General features: G+C 35.5%; 16 protein-coding genes. 11 read left to right on the forward strand and 5 right to left on the reverse strand.

Going from position 1 to position 19,266, the window contains the following annotated elements; all coding sequences use genetic code 11:
* Positions 1-114 precede the first annotated feature (114 nt).
* Entirely contained in the window at positions 115-756 is a 642-nt protein-coding gene (locus tag FTRAC_RS16965) for a hypothetical protein (protein WP_013455513.1), read from the forward strand.
* 80 nt (positions 757-836) lie between these two features.
* Here the strand turns inward: FTRAC_RS16965 and FTRAC_RS16970 are convergent, their stop codons facing one another.
* Positions 837-1,157 (reverse strand): tetratricopeptide repeat protein, encoded by a 321-nt coding sequence (locus FTRAC_RS16970; protein ID WP_013455514.1) that lies wholly within the window; start codon positions 1,155-1,157, stop codon positions 837-839.
* A gap of 133 nt (positions 1,158-1,290) precedes the next feature.
* Between FTRAC_RS16970 and FTRAC_RS16975 the strand changes: the two genes are divergently transcribed.
* From FTRAC_RS16975 to FTRAC_RS17005, 7 genes are all read left to right on the forward strand, one after another.
* Entirely contained in the window at positions 1,291-2,028 is a 738-nt protein-coding gene (locus FTRAC_RS16975; RefSeq protein ID WP_013455515.1) for an electron transfer flavoprotein subunit beta/FixA family protein, read from the forward strand.
* Positions 2,029-2,076: 48 nt separating this feature from the next.
* Positions 2,077-3,033 (forward strand): electron transfer flavoprotein subunit alpha/FixB family protein, encoded by a 957-nt coding sequence (locus FTRAC_RS16980; RefSeq protein ID WP_013455516.1) that lies wholly within the window; start codon positions 2,077-2,079, stop codon positions 3,031-3,033.
* A gap of 9 nt (positions 3,034-3,042) precedes the next feature.
* The gene (locus FTRAC_RS16985) at positions 3,043-3,666 is read left to right on the forward strand and encodes a bifunctional nuclease family protein (RefSeq protein WP_013455517.1); all 624 of its coding nucleotides are present in this window, start codon (positions 3,043-3,045) and stop codon (positions 3,664-3,666) included.
* 357 nt (positions 3,667-4,023) lie between these two features.
* Positions 4,024-5,439: a CCA tRNA nucleotidyltransferase gene (locus tag FTRAC_RS16990; RefSeq protein ID WP_013455518.1), complete on the forward strand. Its 1,416-nt coding sequence runs from the start codon at positions 4,024-4,026 to the stop codon at positions 5,437-5,439.
* Positions 5,440-5,496: 57 nt separating this feature from the next.
* Positions 5,497-6,204 carry a tetratricopeptide repeat protein gene (locus tag FTRAC_RS16995; RefSeq protein WP_013455519.1) on the forward strand — a complete coding sequence of 236 codons (708 nt, stop codon included), beginning with the start codon at positions 5,497-5,499 and terminating at the stop codon, positions 6,202-6,204.
* 53 nt (positions 6,205-6,257) lie between these two features.
* Complete coding sequence (locus FTRAC_RS17000) at positions 6,258-7,121, forward strand: substrate-binding periplasmic protein (RefSeq protein WP_013455520.1); 864 nt, start codon at positions 6,258-6,260, stop codon at positions 7,119-7,121.
* A 9-nt stretch (positions 7,122-7,130) separates the two neighbouring features.
* The gene (locus FTRAC_RS17005; RefSeq protein ID WP_013455521.1) at positions 7,131-7,640 is read left to right on the forward strand and encodes a hypothetical protein; all 510 of its coding nucleotides are present in this window, start codon (positions 7,131-7,133) and stop codon (positions 7,638-7,640) included.
* Positions 7,641-7,676: 36 nt separating this feature from the next.
* On the opposite strand, the gene FTRAC_RS17010 is transcribed toward FTRAC_RS17005, so the two are convergent.
* The gene (locus tag FTRAC_RS17010) at positions 7,677-8,081 is read right to left on the reverse strand and encodes an OsmC family protein (RefSeq protein WP_013455522.1); all 405 of its coding nucleotides are present in this window, start codon (positions 8,079-8,081) and stop codon (positions 7,677-7,679) included.
* Between the two features lie 222 nt (positions 8,082-8,303).
* Between FTRAC_RS17010 and FTRAC_RS17015 the strand changes: the two genes are divergently transcribed.
* Together FTRAC_RS17015 and FTRAC_RS19475 are read left to right on the forward strand one after the other, a co-directional pair.
* Positions 8,304-10,295 (forward strand): alpha-amylase family glycosyl hydrolase, encoded by a 1,992-nt coding sequence (locus tag FTRAC_RS17015; RefSeq protein ID WP_013455523.1) that lies wholly within the window; start codon positions 8,304-8,306, stop codon positions 10,293-10,295.
* A 283-nt stretch (positions 10,296-10,578) separates the two neighbouring features.
* Complete coding sequence (locus tag FTRAC_RS19475) at positions 10,579-11,208, forward strand: FecR domain-containing protein (protein WP_013455524.1); 630 nt, start codon at positions 10,579-10,581, stop codon at positions 11,206-11,208.
* A 61-nt stretch (positions 11,209-11,269) separates the two neighbouring features.
* Here the strand turns inward: FTRAC_RS19475 and FTRAC_RS17025 are convergent, their stop codons facing one another.
* Positions 11,270-13,168 carry a S9 family peptidase gene (locus tag FTRAC_RS17025; protein WP_013455525.1) on the reverse strand — a complete coding sequence of 633 codons (1,899 nt, stop codon included), beginning with the start codon at positions 13,166-13,168 and terminating at the stop codon, positions 11,270-11,272.
* A 389-nt stretch (positions 13,169-13,557) separates the two neighbouring features.
* On the opposite strand from FTRAC_RS17025, the gene FTRAC_RS17030 reads away from it, so the two are divergent.
* Entirely contained in the window at positions 13,558-16,020 is a 2,463-nt protein-coding gene (locus FTRAC_RS17030; RefSeq protein ID WP_013455526.1) for a DUF5916 domain-containing protein, read from the forward strand.
* 1 nt (position 16,021) lies between these two features.
* On the opposite strand, the gene FTRAC_RS17035 is transcribed toward FTRAC_RS17030, so the two are convergent.
* Together FTRAC_RS17035 and FTRAC_RS17040 are read right to left on the reverse strand one after the other, a co-directional pair.
* Positions 16,022-17,380 carry a sensor histidine kinase gene (locus FTRAC_RS17035; protein WP_013455527.1) on the reverse strand — a complete coding sequence of 453 codons (1,359 nt, stop codon included), beginning with the start codon at positions 17,378-17,380 and terminating at the stop codon, positions 16,022-16,024.
* Positions 17,381-17,798: 418 nt separating this feature from the next.
* The gene (locus FTRAC_RS17040) at positions 17,799-19,187 is read right to left on the reverse strand and encodes a sigma-54-dependent transcriptional regulator (RefSeq protein WP_013455528.1); all 1,389 of its coding nucleotides are present in this window, start codon (positions 19,185-19,187) and stop codon (positions 17,799-17,801) included.
* Between the last annotated feature and the right edge of the window lie 79 nt (positions 19,188-19,266).

The following is a 19,266-nucleotide window of genomic DNA, read 5'->3' on the forward strand; positions in this document are numbered from 1 at the left end:
AAATTCGCTCAAGGTGTGGCCTTTTTATATTTAAAACTTTGTCATCAATAATGACACAATAATTTTTACAATCTGATGGTTTAATTTACATTCGTTTTGCTGTAAACTAAATTCATGAAATCATTTATATTCATTGTCTTTTATTTATGTTCAGTAGGTTTTGTGTACTCCCAAAAGAATAGCGAGGAAAACAAAAGCTATAACCTAAGTGCCAAATTTGGAATAGGTATAACCAAATTTGCTGTAGTAGGATTTGAAACAGAAGATTACCCTGCAATGGCTACTCGCTTAGGATTTGCAATTTCAAAAACGGTTATTGGTAATAGGATTCTAGTTGAGTCTGGATTGAATTTCTATTATAGGGCAAAAAGTAAATCCCCACTTGTAGATGAAATATATTGGTATGGAAAAGGAGCACTATTCCCAACTTTAGATGACACAGCAACGCAAAGGCATTTTGCCTTTGAAGTTCCTATTATAATTAAGTATTTATTAACTGGAAACAAGTCTATAAATACTGGCATAATAGTTAGAAAATGGCAACCAAAAGACCAAGACCCAGTATCGTTACTGGCCTCTCAAACTGAATTGGGTTGTGTTTTAGGAATAAGCCAGCAAATAATAAAAGATTTAAGTATTGTTTGTGATATTTTTATTGGTTTTAAAGATTTTTACCCAGGCCTTGTTATTGGCTCTTCAGGAGGTATTATGGTAAAAAATAGATCTGCTCTTTTTTCAATAGCTTACTCCTTTTAACAGCTTGTCTAATTTCAATTAGAATGAACTTAATGCAGGTTAAGTCTTGATTCTAGAATCTAACATCTTGAATCTAGATTCTACTCCTCAAACTGAAAATTAGTATAAGCATTCTGTAATTCCCTTAGCGCATGATGTTCGCCATTTTTTTGAGCAAGGGCTATTCCTTTTTGGTAAATTTCATCTGCTATATCTCTTTCGAAAAATTCAGCATACAGTGCGGCTGCGTGATAGTAGGTTCCAATGTAGTTTTCATGCTTTTCCAGCAGTTCATCGAAAAGTTCTTTTGCTTTTTGGGGTGTCTCTTCTTTATATTCTGTAGCCAAAGCATAGAGTATAAAGGGATCATCGGGAGATTCTTCTCGAAATTTTTGAAGTTGTGCTATTCTATCTTCATTCATTAGTCGGATTCAATTTTTATTTTTTTCAATTATACTTAACTTCGGGCTTTAATATCAGTTATACTTTATAAATCTTCAAATTGTCTTCAACAAAAAGTGTTTTAGGCAATGAACCATAAACTCAAAATATTTTATGAAAATATTAGTTTGCATAACGCATGTGCCGGATACAACGGCAAAGATTTCCTTTACGGACGACAATACAAAATTTAATTCAGACGGAGTGCAATATATCATCGGCCCTTATGATGATTACGCACTGGCAAGAGCGGTTGAATTGAAAGAAGCTTCGGGCGGGACGGTTACAGTATTAAATGTTGGAGGTGCCGAAACAGAACCAACTATCAGAAAAGCATTGGCAATTGGAGCTGATGATGCTATCAGAATTGATGCTGAGCCAACAGATTCATTTTTTGTAGCGGAGCAAATTGCTAACCATGCTAAAGATGCTGGATATGATTTAATCATGATGGGTAGAGAATCTATTGATTTCAATGGTGGTATGGTGCACGGAATGGTAGGTGAATTATTAGGCTTACCGGCTATTTCTCCAGTTATGAAATTGGATATCGAAGGACAAACAGCTAAGTTGGCTCGTGAGATTGAAGGTGGTAAAGAATATTTAGAATTGGAATTACCTTTCATCGCAGGATGCCAGGAGCCGATTGCTGAATGGAAAATTCCAAATATGAGAGGAATTATGTCAGCAAGAAGCAAGAAGTTGGATGTAGTAGCACCTTCAGAGGCTTCGGAGGCAGTAAAACTGCAGAAATATGAAATGCCGCCAGAAAAAGGTGATGTAAAAATGATTGATGCCGACAATGTAGAAGAGTTGGTGAAATTGTTGAAAAACGAGGCGAAAGTTATTTGATAACTGAAAAGTCGATTAATCATTGTTGAACGAAATTATTAGAAAGAAATGTCAATATTAGTATTTATAGAACACGCAGAAGGCGAAATCAAAAAATCATCTCTTGAGGCAGTATCTTATGCTGCGGCAATGGGAGAGGATGTTACAGCAATTGCTATTGGTCCAGTAGATGAATCAATTTTGAAGGCAGCTGGAAAAGCAGGTGCTTCAAAAGTTTTGCATGCTGCGGATGAAAAATTAGAGAAAGGTTTAATTCAGCCTTATGCAAAAGTAATTGCTCAAGCAATGGAAAAGGAAGGTGCAAAAACTTTAGTGCTTGCTAAATCTTCATTAGGTGATCCTGTAGCAGCGCGAATTGCAGCTAAATTAAAAGCAGGATTTGTATCCAATGTTGCAGATTTACCAGATACCTCAAGTGGGTTTTCAGTAAAAAGAAGTATTTATACTGGTAAAGCTTTTGCTAATGTGGAAATGACCACTGAAACAAAAATTATCGGGATCAAGAAAAATGCTGTTGAATTAAAAGAAGATGGTGGTGATGCTTCAGTAGAAGCCTTTGAGCCAACATTGGAAGATGCTGATTTTGCAGTTAAAATTACTTCACAAGATAAGCAAACTGGTGAAATTTTATTACCGGAAGCAGAAATTGTAGTCTCTGGTGGAAGAGGAATGAAAGGACCTGAAAACTGGGGAATGATTGAAGACTTAGCTAAAACTTTAGGTGCGGCTACAGGATGTTCAAAGCCTGTTTCTGATATTGGATGGAGACCTCACCATGAGCACGTAGGACAGACAGGAGTTAAAGTTTCTCCTCAGTTGTATGTAGCAATTGGTATATCTGGTGCTATCCAACATTTAGCAGGTGTGAATTCTTCCAAATATATATTAGTGATTAACAAAGATGAAGAAGCACCGTTCTTCTCAGCAGCGGATTACGGTATTGTAGGAGATGCTTTTGAAGTAGTTCCAAAATTAACTGAAGCACTAAAAGCAGCACAAAATTAAAATTCACTTGTGGATAAAATCAAATTAGAAATATTAGGTTTATCGTCTAGTCAGTCGCAATCAGGTTCTTTCGCCTTAGTTTTGGGTGAAACACCGGGTAGCAGAAGATTGCCGATCATCATTGGTATGTTTGAAGCGCAAGCTATTGCTATTGAAATTGAAAAGATTGTGCCCAACAGACCCATGACACATGATTTATTCAAATCTTTTGCGCACAGTTTTAATTATTCAGTAAAAGAAATTGTGATATCAGATTTGAAAGAAGGCGTGTTTTTTGCCAAAATTGTTTGTGATAATGGAATGGAAACTGTTGAAATAGACAGCAGACCTTCTGATGCCATTGCAATAGGAATTCGTTTTGACGCTCCTATTTACACATATGAAAAAATCATGTCCGAGGCAGGTATAGTTCTATCTGACGAGAAGGAAGACGAAGATATTTCTGAGTTGAAAAAGCCAGTTGAAAAATCATCTTCTCCAGGATCTTCATCAACTCCAACTTCAAAATCCGATTTCGACAAATTGAAAAATATGCCGATGGATAAATTGAATGAGTTGTTGGATAAAATGATTCAAAGTGAGGACTATGAAAAAGCGGCTAAAATCCGAGATGAAATTAATAGAAGGAATTGAAAAAAATATTCTTTAATTGTATTACAAATAGCTTTGCCCTTAATGGTGAAGCTATTTTGTTTATTAAAACGAAATTTCAATAGGGCAAGATTCCTGACAAGTCAGTAATCTATTCATTTTAATCTTTGATTAAAATATAAAGATGGCTTATCCTTCCCAAGTTCAAGTTTAACACCTACCGCCAAACTCTTCCACATCAAATAATCTCTAAAAAAGTATATTCCAAGCTTAAAATACTTATCAATTTCATACTCTTATCATCAAATTATACTAAATTTACAATCACTTAATACGAAGCTATTTTTTGCTCATTTGAGTTGTCAATACTTGGTAAAAATATCATCCTAAGTAGTAATAATGAATTTCTCTGCACTTCTAGCACAGCACCCTGTTTTTGAGTTAGTTAAAAAAAGTGCCCATTCCCTGGGTATTGAAGCCTATGTAGTAGGTGGGTATGTGCGTGATTTAATCCTAAAACGACCTTCTAAAGATATTGATTTCGTTTGCGTGGGAAGCGGAATTGATTTAGCGAAAGAAGTAGCTGCAAACATCGGGTCTAAAAAGAAATTTCAAGTTTTTAAGAATTTTGGTACTGCCAGTATTCACCATGGCGATTGGGAACTGGAGTTTGTAGGCGCAAGAAAAGAATCTTATCAGCGTGACAGTCGCAAGCCAATAGTGGAAGAAGGAACCCTTGAAGACGACCAAAACAGAAGGGATTTCACGATCAATGCTTTAGCTATCAGTTTAAATGAAGAAAATTACGGAGCCTTAATTGATCCTTTTGGTGGAGTGAAGGACTTAAAGAAAAAAATAATTAAAACTCCTTTGGAGCCTGATGTTACTTTTTCCGATGATCCTTTGAGAATGATACGAGCAATTCGTTTTGCATCTCAATTGAATTTTGACATAGCACCCAATACATTTGATAGCATCATTAAAAATGCAGAGCGATTAAAGATAATTTCTGCTGAACGTATCACTGATGAATTGAATAAGATCATCTTGACTGAAAAACCTTCATATGGTTTTAAGTTGCTTTATCATGCTCAATTACTGGATAAATTCTTCCCGGAGATTGTGGAATTACAAGGAGTGGATGAAAAGAATGGCTTTAAGCACAAAGATAATTTTTATCATACCTTGCAAGTATTGGATAATACTGCTGAATATGGGGGCGATTTGTGGTTAAGATGGGCAGCTATTTTACATGATATTGCTAAGCCGGCTACGAAAAGATTTAATCCGAAACAAGGCTGGACATTTCACGGCCATGAAGATAAAGGAGCACGTATGGTTCCAAAGATTTTCAAGAGAATGAAGCTGCCATTAAATGAAAAGATGAAGTACGTGCAGAAGTTAGTTTTGCTTCATTTGAGACCAATTCCTTTAGTGAGAGACAATATTACCGATAATGCAGTACGAAGGCTTCTTTTTGAGGCAGGCGATGATATCGAAGACCTAATGACTTTGTGCCGAGCGGATGTCACCTCTAAAAACATGAATAAGGTGAAGCAGTTTCGAGCTAATTTTGATAAAGTAGAGCAGAAAATGAAAGAGGTGGAGGAAAATGACCAAGTTAGAAATTTTCAACCACCTGTAAGTGGGGAAGATATCATGAAAGCATTTGATTTATCACCTTGTAAAGAAATTGGTATTATTAAAAGTGAAATAAAAGAAGCGATTTTGGATGGCGAAATTCAGAATAATAGAGAAGAAGCTTATGAGTATATGCTCGAAGTTGGTCGAAAACTTAAGCTAAAAGCTCAATAAATATTTTATAAACCAATAATTGGCACAGTATTAGTAAACTATTTAAAATAATTAAAAATGAATATGCGAAATTCTACTCAAAAAGTATTCTTATCTGGCTTTGCCATACTACTGGCATTTAGTTTCAACATACAAGCACAAGATAAAACTCCAAACGAGGCTGAAATCCAAAGAGCTAAGCAAAAATACAATAGATCTATTAAGTATAATGATTTTGCTGTTGCAAAAGATGCTATATATGATTTGATTGTTTTGGAGCCCAATAACAGTTCTTATTTGGATTCTTTAGCATATATGTATTTTGAATTTAACCAATATGCTTCAGCTGCATTGGTTAGTAGAGATGCTTTAAGCAGAAATCCTAATAATCAAATGATTTTACAAATTAGTGCTAAGAGCTTAGATCAGCTTGGCGCCCTTGATCAGGCTCTCAAGATGTATCAAAAGCTTTATAATATTTCTGATGATGGATTTGTATTGTTTGAGGTTATTCAAAAGCAATATGATCTGAAAAAGTATGATGATGCCATGATAAATTCAGAATTACTGCTTGGCAAAAGAATAGTAGATGGCAGTAAAGTTTATGCGAAAGATGAAGCAGGAAATGAAATTGAGGTTCCTTTTAAAGCAGTCATTAACAATTTACAAGGTATGATTGCAAGAGCACAAGGAAATGAGGAATCTGCAAAAAAATACTTTAATAGTGCATTATCATTAGCGCCAAATTACGCTTTACCCAAAGAAAATTTGAATCCTAAAGACTAATGTTTTTATTTACTAATTGATTTAAGTGGAATAGACACCCTAAACTGAAAATTATGAAACAATTCAAAATTGTATTGACGGCTACTTTATTTTTTATAAGTAGTGTTGTATTATCTCAAAATTTAACTGGAGATAACTATGCAACTGCAAAAGCAGCTGGAAAAGGAACGGTTACTTTCACTTATGTGGAGACACCAGGATTTGTGTATAAAGATCAAAGTGGAAAATTAACCGGAGTTTGCGTTGATATCATGAATGATTTCTTGCAATATGTAAGGCAAAATCACGGGATTAGTCTGAATGCTAGATTCTTAGGAAATGGAAGCAGTTTTAGCGCCATGTACAATGGAGTTAAAAATGGTAAAAACGGAGTTTTCGGTTTAGGAAACATCACTGTGACGGAAGCCAGAAAAAGTGAAATTTTGTTTAGCCCTTCATTTATTACCAATTTTGCAATTTTGGTAACACATAGTAGCGTGCCTACTTTGGAATCTATGAGTGAGATACCACAAAAATTTAGTGGCTTCACAGCTTATACTGCTAAAGGTACTTTAAATGAAAAACGAATAAATAAACTTAAATCCGACTATTATCCCGGTCTTGAAATCAGTTATGTTAGTTCAAGTCCTGATGTTTTGGATAAAATTTTAACTGATAAGAAGTCATTATCTTATTTAGATTTAGCTTTCTATTTGTCAGCTGTTAAAGAAAGAAAACCATTGCAAAGGCACAAAGTAGGAGACGAAGGCTCTGAAGAATTTGCTTTTGTGATGCCTAAATCAAGCGACTGGCAGCCGATAATAGAGGAGTTTTTCAACGCAAATGGTGGTTATAAAAACACTACAGAGTATAAAAAAATCCTAGTGGATCACTTAGGCTTATCAGCAGTTAAATTATTGGATTCAGCTTCTGAATAATAAGCTTTTATGAGTCAAAAGGAAGATTTTAAATATTGGGAATCTTTTTTCCAATCTTTGCAAATGACCTATTATGGTTTGTTGGCAGCGCCTTTATTTCTGTTTGCCGTGGCATTTTTAAGAGCTGAAAACGGGAATGCAAAATTACTCGCTATTCCTGCGGATATAGAGGATACCATAGTAGGGATAACGGTGATTTTAGCCATTATTGAGACAGTTTTCCTTCATTTTTTAGCAAAACGTCAGTATAAATTAGCTGCACAAGATGATGTGCTAGTTTCTAAAATGAAGAAGTATAAAAGTGCTACTCTGATTAAGTATATTGGTTTAGCCATTTATCAAATCATTACTGTAGCTGTTTTTGCAATGACCTATCACAATGGATTGATGGGCTTGTTTACAGGTCTGCTACTTTATAGTTCGTTTTTCAGACCAGAAATTCAGAATGCGAGAAGGGATTTGAAGCTAAGTAAAGAAGAATATCAAAAAATAGATTATAAAACAGGTTTGGTGACCTGATACAAAAAAGGGCTTTCTTCTCAGAAAGCCCTTTTTTTATATCTCTTTAATCACCACTTCATAAGTTGCCTTCACATTTAAAGTACCAGAAACAGAGCAATATTTACCTGCAGCCAACTCAACCAATTTCATAAATTCATCCTCCTTTAAATTGTCTGATGTGGCAGTAAAAATCATATGGATACTTTCATAGGCTCTTGGATGTTCTTCCCTTCTTTTTCCTTTAGTCTCAACTTGAAGATCAAATAGGTTCTTTCTTCTTTTTTTGATCATTTCAACCAAATCTACACATGCGCAAGATGCTAAAGAAGCCAAAAGAGTTTCCATAGGTGAAAAATAATCTTTGTCCTTAGTATCGTACATATCGATGTTAAGAATATTGCCATATTCATTCTTGCTTTCGTATTCTTTAGGCGCAAGCATATTCGTAATTACTCTCATTCTCTATGTTTTAAAATGGATTTTAAAGTTCTATTTCAGAAAATTTATTTCTACTGAAGTTAAAATAATTTCATTAAAAATAATGTAGAAACATGATTTACATTTTACAGAGCGCAAAGCTACAATCTTCTCAATAAATTAGTAAGCTTATAACTTATATTTTCAAAGGCTGTAAGATTCATTAATCTTTTCTTATTTTTAGAAAAGCCTAAAAGCATAAAAATGTTACAAATTATTAAAGACGATCCTTGGTTAGCCCCTTACGAACCTGATATCCAAACTCGTGTTGATTATTTTAAATCAGAATTGGATAGAATTCAATCTGATTATGGTAGTTTATTAAAATATTCAAATCGACATCAGGAGCTCGGATTTCAAAAAAATAAAACGGGCTTTACTTATAAAGAATGGGCTCCGGAAGCACAAGCCTTATCATTAGTTGGTGATTTTAATAATTGGGATGAAAGTGCTCATCCCATGCAGAAAGATGAAAAAGGGATCTGGGAAGTTGAAGTAAAGAATGAGGATGGATTAGAACATCTATCTGCTGTTAAAGTAAGAGTGACTGCTGCTAATGGAAAACATGACAGAATTCCTGCTTATGTAAAATATGCAGTGCAAAATATTGATAACCATGATTTTACAGGGAGGCTCTGGGTACCGGGAAAATCATTTCAATGGACAGATGATCAATTCAAATTAAGTGACATTAAAAACCCTGTGATTTATGAATGTCATCCTGGAATGGCTCAGGAAAAAGAAGGGGTTGGCACCTTTAAGGAATTTGAAGAGAATATTTTACCCAGAATACAGTCATTAGGCTATAATTGTATTCAGTTAATGGCAGTAGCCGAACATCCTTATTATGGTTCTTTTGGTTATCATGTAGCCAATTTTTATGCACCCTCTTCTCGTTTTGGAACGCCAGAAGATTTAAAATCCTTAGTTAATGCTGCCCATAAAATGGGAATTGCAGTAATTATGGATGTAGTGCATTCTCATGCAGTCAAGAATTTTTCAGAAGGCCTAAATGATTTTGATGGCAGCGGAAATCAGTATTTCCATCATGGTGGTCGAGGATATCACACTGGCTGGGATTCAAAGTTATTTAATTACGGAAAAGAAGAAGTTTCTCGTTTCTTGCTATCAAATTTAAAATATTGGTTGGAAGAATTCCACTTTGATGGTTTCCGTTTTGATGGGGTAACTTCTATGCTTTACCATCATCATGGCGAAGGAGTCAGTTTTGATCATTATGATAAATATTTCAAAGAAGGAGTTGATTGGGATGCCGTTCGTTACTTGCAATTAGCCAATACCTTAATTCATGAAATTAAGCCCGATGCTATCACCATAGCTGAAGACATGAGTGGAATGCCAGGCACTTGCCAGTCCATTGATGAAGGCGGTTTGGGCTTTGATTATCGCTTGGGAATGGGAATCCCCGATAATTGGATAAAATGGCTGAAGCATAAGCAAGATGAAGAATGGAGCATGCAAGAAATCTGGAATGTGCTAAGCAACAGGAGATATGGAGAAAAAACAGTAGCCTATGCCGAATCTCACGATCAGGCAATGGTAGGGGATAAAACCTTGGCTTTCTGGCTGATGGATAAAGAAATGTATTGGCACATGAAAAAAGGTGATGATAATTTGATAATCGATCGAGGTATTGCCTTACATAAAATGATTCGCCTGGTTACAGCCTCAGCTGGTGGTGAAGCTTATTTGAATTTTATTGGTAATGAATTCGGTCATCCCGAGTGGATGGATTTCCCTCGAGAAGGGAACAATTGGAGTTATAAATATGCCAGAAGACAATGGTCATTGGTGGATAATAATGAATTGAAATACCATCACCTCAATGATTTTGAGGAGGCAATGCTTGAGCTGTTAAAATCAGAAAATGTATTGCGAGCTGCTCCAGCTAACCTGCTCAATGTTGATGAAACTAATAAGGTGCTGATTTTTGAAAGAGCCAATTTGATCTTTGTATTCAATTTTCATCCTAGCAATTCTGTTCCTGATTACGAATTTTGGGTTCCTAAAGGAGGAAAGTTCAATTATCTTTTAAATAGTGATGATACAAAATTTGGAGGTCATGAAAGGATAGATCAATCAACAATTCATGAAAGCTTTAAAAAGGAGGGAGGAGATTTTATTAAGATTTATTGTGTTAATCGAACAGCTTTGGTTTTGAAAAGAAACTTGTGACCGCTCCGATTTGAGTCCTTACTAACAACTCGCCAGAGGCGTCAGTAATTTCCACTAGCGAGACGCTAGCCGGAAGCACCTTTGTTTTTCTATCGCTAGCGTCTCGCTAGTGATGGATACTCGCGCCTCTGGCGCTAATAAATTATACTGTCGAAGAGGAAATAAATCTGCGAAAGTACTCTAAAGACAAATGAAAATTAAATAAATAAGACTCAATAAATTTTACATTTATCATATTCAACCTTTTCTATTAACTTCGCATTTTTCAGTAACTCAAACAATCATGCAATTTAAATACGTTTTCAGTTTACTTATATTTTTAGTTCTAGTAACAGCCTGTTCTAAAGAAAAAATCACTACTCAGGATAATTATGAAGTGGTGGTATTGCCCGATGGCAGCATTGTATTTCTAAATCATTATTCGGAATTAGAATATATTGAAGCATTCAATCAACGCAAAGTGGCTATTTCAGGAGAGTGCTATTTTTCCGTTGAGCCTTCCGATAAATCTTTTACGGTAACAGGTAAACTAGGTGAAGTAGAAGTTTTAGGCACCGAGTTTAGCGTGAAATCCAATACTGAAGATATGGAAGTGGAAGTAGAAGAAGGTCAGGTTAAATTTAATGTAGAAGATATGTCAAAAGAGATATCCGGAGGACTTAAAGCTTCCTATCAAAAAGGTGAAAGCGCTATTGAAACCGGAAAAGCCTCAAATGATTTTAAAAAATGGATGGCTAAATTGAGGATTGAATTTAAGCGACTGGATAAAAAATTGAATGATGAGGCAAAAGGCATAGAAGAAGAACTCAATAAGAAAGCTAAAGAAATTGAAAAAGAAGCCGACAAAATTGGAAAGGAATTGGAAGAGGTAGGTGACCAGATTGGCAAGAGTCTCAAGAAAATTGCGGATTAAAAATATCCTTCTTAAGCAGGATAAATCCTGCTTAAGAAGGATATTTATTTATGAGCTTGGATTATTTCAAATACTCATCCAAAAACACTTTTATCTTCCCATAGCCTTCAATCTCATTTTCTTTTTTACGGAAACCGTGCCCTTCATCTTCAAATAATACATATTCTACTGGAACCCCATTGTCTTTTACATTTTGTACCATTTCATCCGACTCAACTTGTAATACTCTTGGATCATTACTTCCCTGCAGTACCATCACAGGTTTAGTGATTTTATCGGCATGGAATAAAGGAGATATTTCATACAATCTTACTGAATCTTCGGTATTAGGATTACCTAACTCTTCATACAATGCTGTTTTCTGTGCTTCCCACCAGCTCGGGATTGATCTCAACGTTCTGATCCAGTTGGTAACTCCAAAAATATTTACGCCCACATCAAATGCGTCCGGTTGAAATGCAAGAGCTGCCATTACCATATAGCCTCCATAAGAACCGCCAATTATACCAACTCTGGAAGTATCCGCCCAATCTAAGTTAGCCAGATAATCTTTTGCATATACGCAATCCATCAAGTCATCTTCTCCATGTTTCTGATCATCTAAGCGATTGAATGTTTTACCGTAACCACTGCTTCCGCGATTATTCACACCTATAATAGCATAGCCATGATTGACTAAATATTGAATTAATGGAGAATAATTTAAGCGAGTTTGACCTCCCGGGCCACCGTGTACCCAAACTAAAACAGGTACTTTATTATCCGCTGATGCTTGATGTGGTTTATACAAAACTGAAGGGATTTCTAAGTCATCGAATGAAGGATAACGCACCACTTCTCCCTCCACCAAATCTTCTTTATCCATATTCGGATTTAAAGATTCAGTAAGTTTTTTGAGCTCATTACTTTCAAAATCATAAACATAAATATTACCAGGAGATTTAGAGCTTCCAACCGATAATCTCATTTTATTTTCGCTTCTCGATATTCCTACTCCGTTGATATTTCCACCCTTTATAGTGGGCATTTCCACTTCCTCATTTTCTTTTGTATTGGTAATTTTTACTGAAGTTTTAGCATCCTCATTTATCCCCATCACTCTATAGGTATCATCCCAAGAGTAATTGGCATACCAAATGTCCCAATCCGTTTCATAAACTTTTTCAGATTCACCGCTTTCTAAATCGTATTTGCTTAAATAGGTGAATTCGCTGCCATCATTTGTGGTATAGTAAAGGTATTTGCTATCAGCACTAAACTCTTGAGCACTATAACTGGCTGTTGGGTTTTCTGGAGAAATTTTAGTTTGTTCTCCCGATTCTACTTCAACTATGATTAATTCATTGATGGAAGTGGTAATAGGCTTGCTGATGGCTACATATTTTTTATCATCTGATATCCCGGAAGGATTTCCTCCTGTATTATTCTCAAAAATCATTTCACTCTCAAAATTCTCGATATCCATTTCATAGATGTCAAAAAACTTAGGGTCACGTTTGTTGGAAATGTATTCAAAACTTTTTAAGTCTTTGCTCCAACCAGCAAAGGATGCTTTTTCATTTTCTTCTGGAGTAAGATCAATAACATTGCCATCTTCATCTAATAAATAAATATGACTGATTTCATTTCCGCCTTTATCTGCTGAGAAAAGGATGCGATCATCCTTTGGAAAGTAAGAATTGGCAAACCAGGATTCTTCGGTATTGTTTGAAAGTGTATCTACAAGGGTGCCATCAGTATGCAAAGCATATAAATTATAAATCCCTGTGGCATTACTGGATACCAAAAGTTTCGACTCATCATGGGAAAAATATCCGCCTGAGTAATTGATGTTGTTATAAAATTCCTCAATGGTATATTGAGTGATTTTATCCTCTTCCTTTTCTTTTGTCTTTTGAGTATCGCAACTACTCAGAATAATACTCAGCATAAAAATGCTCGAAATTGTTAATGATTTCATAGTCAGTAGGTTTAGTGTATTTCAATTTATGAATTTTTGACTTAATATGTTATCGCTATTGTGCTTAAATTTCTTGTGTCACATTTCTTAAGTGCCTATGTGCTAGCTTGTATGTTTTGTCCACTTCCGATCAAGAATGTTCATAAATGAACATTTTTTGAATCAAAAGTAGGCTTTATTGCTGTTTTTACTCTGTTTTCTTGAATGGTTTAATTATTGGTATGATTAAATAAAAAATACTAATTGCAACTATTTAAAGTTCTTATACATCATTAAATAAATCTACTTGCTCAATATAAAGAGAAATGAGTACCCAGTAAGCTTCTTTTTATGCTGTAAAATGTAGGATTGCAATTATTATGAGCTAACTAATTAATTGAATAATCAGCATGTTAAAGTATTACTTATTTAGTTTATTTTTTCTCTGGGGATTTTACTGTCTATCACAAGAAACCGATAGCATTTTTCGTAAAACCATAGATATTCCAAGGATAACTGAAGCTCCTAAAATAGATGGTGTATTGGATGATGTCGCTTGGCAAAATGCTCCTGTCGCAAAAGATTTTGTGGAAAGAAATCCTAAAAATGGCCGACCTATACCTGATAGTTTGTCTACTGAGGTGAAAATTATTTACGATGATTTAGGTATTTATTTTGGGGCTTATATGAAAGATCCCGATCCCGATAAAATTGGTACTGAATTAACGGAAAGAGACGATATAGGTGCCGATGATTTCTTTTTTATTCTATTAAATGGTTATAACGACCGTCAACAAAGTATGCAGTTTATTGTAACAGCTGCAGGAGTTCAATATGATGCTAAAATGACCAATGGTAATGAAGATAACTCTTGGGATGCCGTTTGGTATAGCGAAGTGAAAATAAACGATGATGGATGGGTAGCAGAAGTCTTCATTCCCTATTTTATTTTAAGATTTCCCAATAAGCCAGTGCAAGAATGGGGGCTTAATATGGAAAGAGAAGTTTTTAGAGTACGTACCCGATACAGCTGGAATCATATAGATAATCAAAAAGGGGCTTTTTCACTGTATGATGGGGAAATTCACGGAATTAAGAATATTAAAACCCCTACTAGATTATCCTTTCAACCTTATGTTTCGGCTTATGCAAATAATTATGATGGGGAAACCAGCTTTAATTTCAATGGCGGACTGGATCTGAAATACGGTATTTCGGATGCTTTTACACTTGATATGGTACTGATTCCCGATTTTGGACAAGCTCGATTCGATAATAATGTACTAAATCTATCTGCATTCGAGGTTCAATTTGCAGAGCAAAGACCCTTTTTTAATGAAGGGACAGAATTGTTTTCCAAAGGGGATATGTTTTATTCCAGACGTATCGGAGGAAGGCCCTCTTCAAGCCCTACAGTAAATGAGGGAGAGGAAGTAGCATTTCAGCCTAATGCAGTGGAATTAATCAACGCAACAAAGGTTTCGGGCAGAACCGAGGGTGGATTAGGAATAGGACTGTTCAACGCAGTCACAAATGAAGCCTTTGCTCAAATTCGAAATGAGGAAAGCGGGGAGACAAGGACAGAAATGGTAGAACCTTTTACCAATTATAATGTAGCCGTTTTGGATCAGAGGTTTAGCGATAATAGCTCAGTCTCATTTGTCAATACGAATGTGACCAGACTTGGACGCTTTAGAGACGCAAACGCAACCGGATTATATATAAATCATACCAATAAAGCCAATACATGGAATTATAGCGCAAGCACGGAAGGTAGTTGGGTTTTTCAGGAAGAAGAGACTGTCTTTGGAACTGAAATTCAGGCTTCAGCAGGCAAAATAAGTGGAGAACATCGTGTACAAGCTAGAATGGATTTACGGACTTTAGATTATAATATCAATGATTTAGGGTTTTCTACCAATACTAATTATGTTCGCTACATGGGCTATTATGGGTATCGATATTTACAGCCTAAAGGAAACTTAAACAATATGTTTTTGAATTTTAATCTCAACCATTTTAGAAGACTAGACCCTGATTTATTTAGCAATTTTACCTTTAATTTTAATTCTAGTTTTACCACTAAAGAGTTTTTTGGTTTTGGAGGAGGTATTGAAACAACTCCTTTTGGAACTAATGATATTTATGAGCCAAGAATAAATGGAAGGCATGTACAGTTTCCGGGCTATCATGATCAGTGGATTTGGATGAATACAGATTTCAGAAAAAAGCTGGCCTTCGAAGGATTCATCGATTGGTACAATTACTTTGAAGAGGGTAGAAGTAGCATATTCTTGAGCTTAAATCCGCGCTATCGATTTTCCAATAAATTCAATTTGAGATATGGTCTGTTTTATAATCCTTCTTACAAAGAACAAGGCTTTGTTGATATGGATGGAGATGACATCATTTTTGGTCAGCGTGATAGAATAACAGTTGAAAACTCAATTGGAGGTAATTATATTTTTAACAATAAGATTTCCTTAAATCTGATATTCAGACACTATTATTCTGGCGCATTGTATTCAAAGCTTTACAGTCTTGAGCAAAATGGTGAATTAACTGAAGAGCCCGAAAGAGAAAATATTTATGATGTAACCTTCAATACTTGGAACTTGGACTTGAATTTTTCCTGGTGGTTTGCTCCAGGTAGTCAAATTACGATTCTTTACAGAAATGCACTTGACAGCTACTTACAGCAAAGCGGTCAGAGTTTTGATGAGAATTTCGATTATTTATTTAGCCATCCGCAGTTAAATAGTATTTCAATTAGGCTAAGCTATTTCTTGGATTACAATCGAATTCGAAATGCATTTTCGAATATGAATAATTCGAACCGCGTAAAGCCTGAAAAAATGACGGAGGGTTCTTAAATCATGATACCTTCGGAAATTGCAAAGTAAAAGTAGTATTTACCCCTGGAGTTGAACTTACGCTTAACTTCCCTTTATGCAGCTGCATGATTTGCCTTGAAAGCGCCAGTCCAATACCGGAGCCTTGTTTTTTGGTGGTGAAAAACGGAATGAAAATGCGGTCTAATGCCTCGGGCACTATACCTTCTCCATTATCTTCAATATTGATATAATAGAAATTTTGGGTAGTAATAATGGTGATGCTAATCAAAGGTTTTTCCGTCTCTGAGAGTGCTTCCATGGCATTTTTCAGTAGGTTAATGAATATCAACTGCAGTTGTTCTTCATCTGCCCATAAGCTAATGTCATTTTCGGGAAGGTTTAATTTCAATTCTATTTTATAGTGATTCAAATCCTCTTGAAGCAATTTTTGGACATATAAAAGCAGCTGCCTGGCCGATATTTTTTCAAATTTTGGTGCTGGAATATTGGTATAATCTCGGTAGGCATTTATAAAATTAATCAAACCTCTACTCCTATTTTCTATGGTTTTCAAGCCGAGTTGTAAATCTTCATGAGCCTCAAAAGGCATAGTGTATGAATCTGAATGTTTAGTTAAGTCTTCCTCCATGATATCATTCATAGAGTTTACCAAAGAGGCAATAGGCGTTATGGAATTCATGATTTCATGCCTTAGTACTTTGGTCAGGTTTTGCCATGCATAAAGCTCATTTTGTTGCAATTCAGAATAAATATTATGCATAGTCACAATTTTCCAATCCTTAGTGCCGAGGCGAAGAATAGTGCTATTCAGGGAAAGTTTAATATCGGCATTGACATTAATTAAATCACTTTTCCCGGGTTTTAAGTTGATCAGTTTATCGTATATAGCGGGCTGACTTCTTTTTATATCAGATAAGTTCTTGATTTGGGGAGTCAACAAAAGCTTTTTAGACATACTATTGAGGATACCTATTTCACCGGATGCATCAAAGCTGATGATTCCAGTCTGAATGTTTTGCAAAATAGTGGAGAGCATGATGAGATTTTGCTCTTTTTCAGCTCGGGTATTACGGAAAACTTCCAGTACCTCATTAAATGATTTATTAAGTTCTTTGAATGATTTCCCCATCTTGTTGTCTGTAGAAAAACCGGAAGAGAAATCCGAATATTTTACAGATTCTAAAAAGCGAACCACTTTTTTGTTGATACTGGTCACATAATGATAGAGCTCTATAAATTGAAAAAACAGTAAAATGCTAAGGATAGCAGAGCCCAAATAATTAGCGTTAGTCTGAATTAAATAGGCAATAAAGGCCATCACTACAAATACGAGTAGCAGCCTTATAATTACACCAAAACTGAATTTTCTAAATATCAATTATTTATATGTTAGTTTAAATATCTTTTGAATTCTAAATCAAAAGATTTCTGTATTTCCCTCCAATAACACCCCTATAATCCCCTCAAGGGGATAGTCCTCATGGATTTTAATTTGTAGATGTTGAAAATATTATACTATATTTTTAACATCATAAAAAAAATGATCAATTGTTATTAAGTCAATTTTAAAGGATAAAGAAAATCTGTGCGACTCCTCCGCCAGCTGGCGGAGGCGAAGGGGGGTGTCTCAATAGTTGAATATAATTACTAGTCATTTCTTGTATCCTTTTACTTTACGTTGCGAGGTCTTAGCGTCTTTGCGTGACACACCTCAAGCCTTTGGCTTGTATTAGTTTTAGGTTAAGTACAAAGCTAATGTATAGCACTCCCTCTTCCCCCTTTGGGGGCTAGGGGGCTTACAACCCATATTTCTCCAATCTTCTATACAATGAAGAACGTGTCAATCCCAAATCCTGTGCTGCCTGCGTTATATTTCCAAAGTTTTTATCCAAGGCTTTTCTGATCAATATCTTTTCAACATCCTCAATATTCAAGTGATCCAAATTCACCTTATCTGATCTTTTACTTTCCTGATCTGCAGATTGAAAAAAGAAATCTTCTGGCTGTAAAACCGACTGATTACTTAAAATCACTGCTCTTTCAATGCTGTGCTGCAGTTCACGGACGTTGCCCGGCCAATCGTATTTGCACATTCTGGAATACGCAGCATCACTTACTTTATAAATCTCTTTGTTATACTTTTTGCTATAGAATTTAATATAATGCTCCGTTAAAAGCGGAATATCTTCCACTCTTTCCCTTAAAGCCGGTAATTTTATTTCTATGGTATTGATTCTGTAAAGTAAATCCTGACGGAATTTGCCTGATTGAATCATATCCTGAATCGGCATGTTAGTGGCACTAATCAATCGGATATCAATATCAATTTCTTTATTGCTTCCTACTCTGGTGATTTTTCTATTTTGCAAAGCCGTAAGCAGTTTAGCTTGCTGTGGAAGGCTAATATTGCCAATCTCATCTAAAAAAAGCGTTCCATTTTGGGCCACTTCAAATCGACCTGCTCTATCATCTTTTGCGTCTGTAAAAGCGCCTTTTTTATGACCAAATAGCTCACTTTCGAATAAGCTGTCAGTAACAGCTCCTAAATCGACTGTTACAAAAACCTTATCATCTCTTAATGAATTTCTGTGGATGGCTCTGGCGATTAATTCTTTTCCCGTTCCATTTTCTCCTGTGATCAGCACATTGGCATCAGTGCGAGATACCCTTTTGATGGTTTCAAAAACCTGCTGCATGGCAGGCCCTTCCCCAATAATATCTCTGAATCTTCTGTCGATGTCCGCAGATAATTGCCTTTGCGTGGATTCCAGTTGGCTGACTTTATTGCCGGCATTTTTCAGTTTTAAGGCGGCATGTAAAGTGGCTAATAACTTTTCGTTGTCCCAAGGTTTGAGTACAAAATCAGTAGCGCCTTGCTTGATGACTTTCACGGCTGTATTGACATCTCCATAAGCTGTGATGAGCACCACAACAGCAGAAGGATCAATTTCCAGAATTTTATTGAGCCAATGATAGCCTTCCTGTCCGGTGCTAACGTCTCTAGTGAAATTCATATCGAGCAAAATGATATCGTAACTTTCGTTTTGAAGGAGTGTGGGAATTAGATTCGGATTGCTTTCTATGTCGACCCTTTTGAAATGCCTTTTGAGAAAAATCTTAGCAGCATTCAGAAGATCCTGATTGTCATCAATAATTAGTAGCGTACCTGCTTTTTGCTCATTCATTCTGTAAAAGTATTATTCGGTTGCAGTAATATGGTGCATTTGTCAAAAGCTATACCGTTTTGATAAATTTAATGGATTT

It is taken from the genome of Marivirga tractuosa DSM 4126 (assembly GCF_000183425.1).
Taxonomy (GTDB): Bacteria; Bacteroidota; Bacteroidia; order Cytophagales; family Cyclobacteriaceae; genus Marivirga; species Marivirga tractuosa.

Coding starts and splice junctions, on each gene's coding strand:
- FTRAC_RS16965 (WP_013455513.1), top strand. CDS start 115: ATGAAATCATTTATATTCATTGTCTTTTATTTATGTTCAGTAGGTTTT.
- FTRAC_RS19475 (WP_013455524.1), top strand. CDS start 10,579: ATGCAATTTAAATACGTTTTCAGTTTACTTATATTTTTAGTTCTAGTA.
- FTRAC_RS16975 (WP_013455515.1), top strand. CDS start 1,291: ATGAAAATATTAGTTTGCATAACGCATGTGCCGGATACAACGGCAAAG.
- FTRAC_RS16970 (WP_013455514.1), bottom strand. CDS start 1,157: ATGAATGAAGATAGAATAGCACAACTTCAAAAATTTCGAGAAGAATCT.
- FTRAC_RS16995 (WP_013455519.1), top strand. CDS start 5,497: ATGAATATGCGAAATTCTACTCAAAAAGTATTCTTATCTGGCTTTGCC.
- FTRAC_RS17000 (WP_013455520.1), top strand. CDS start 6,258: ATGAAACAATTCAAAATTGTATTGACGGCTACTTTATTTTTTATAAGT.
- FTRAC_RS16990 (WP_013455518.1), top strand. CDS start 4,024: ATGAATTTCTCTGCACTTCTAGCACAGCACCCTGTTTTTGAGTTAGTT.
- FTRAC_RS17025 (WP_013455525.1), bottom strand. CDS start 13,168: ATGAAATCATTAACAATTTCGAGCATTTTTATGCTGAGTATTATTCTG.
- FTRAC_RS17015 (WP_013455523.1), top strand. CDS start 8,304: ATGTTACAAATTATTAAAGACGATCCTTGGTTAGCCCCTTACGAACCT.
- FTRAC_RS17030 (WP_013455526.1), top strand. CDS start 13,558: ATGTTAAAGTATTACTTATTTAGTTTATTTTTTCTCTGGGGATTTTAC.
- FTRAC_RS17005 (WP_013455521.1), top strand. CDS start 7,131: ATGAGTCAAAAGGAAGATTTTAAATATTGGGAATCTTTTTTCCAATCT.
- FTRAC_RS16980 (WP_013455516.1), top strand. CDS start 2,077: ATGTCAATATTAGTATTTATAGAACACGCAGAAGGCGAAATCAAAAAA.
- FTRAC_RS17010 (WP_013455522.1), bottom strand. CDS start 8,081: ATGAGAGTAATTACGAATATGCTTGCGCCTAAAGAATACGAAAGCAAG.
- FTRAC_RS17040 (WP_013455528.1), bottom strand. CDS start 19,187: ATGAATGAGCAAAAAGCAGGTACGCTACTAATTATTGATGACAATCAG.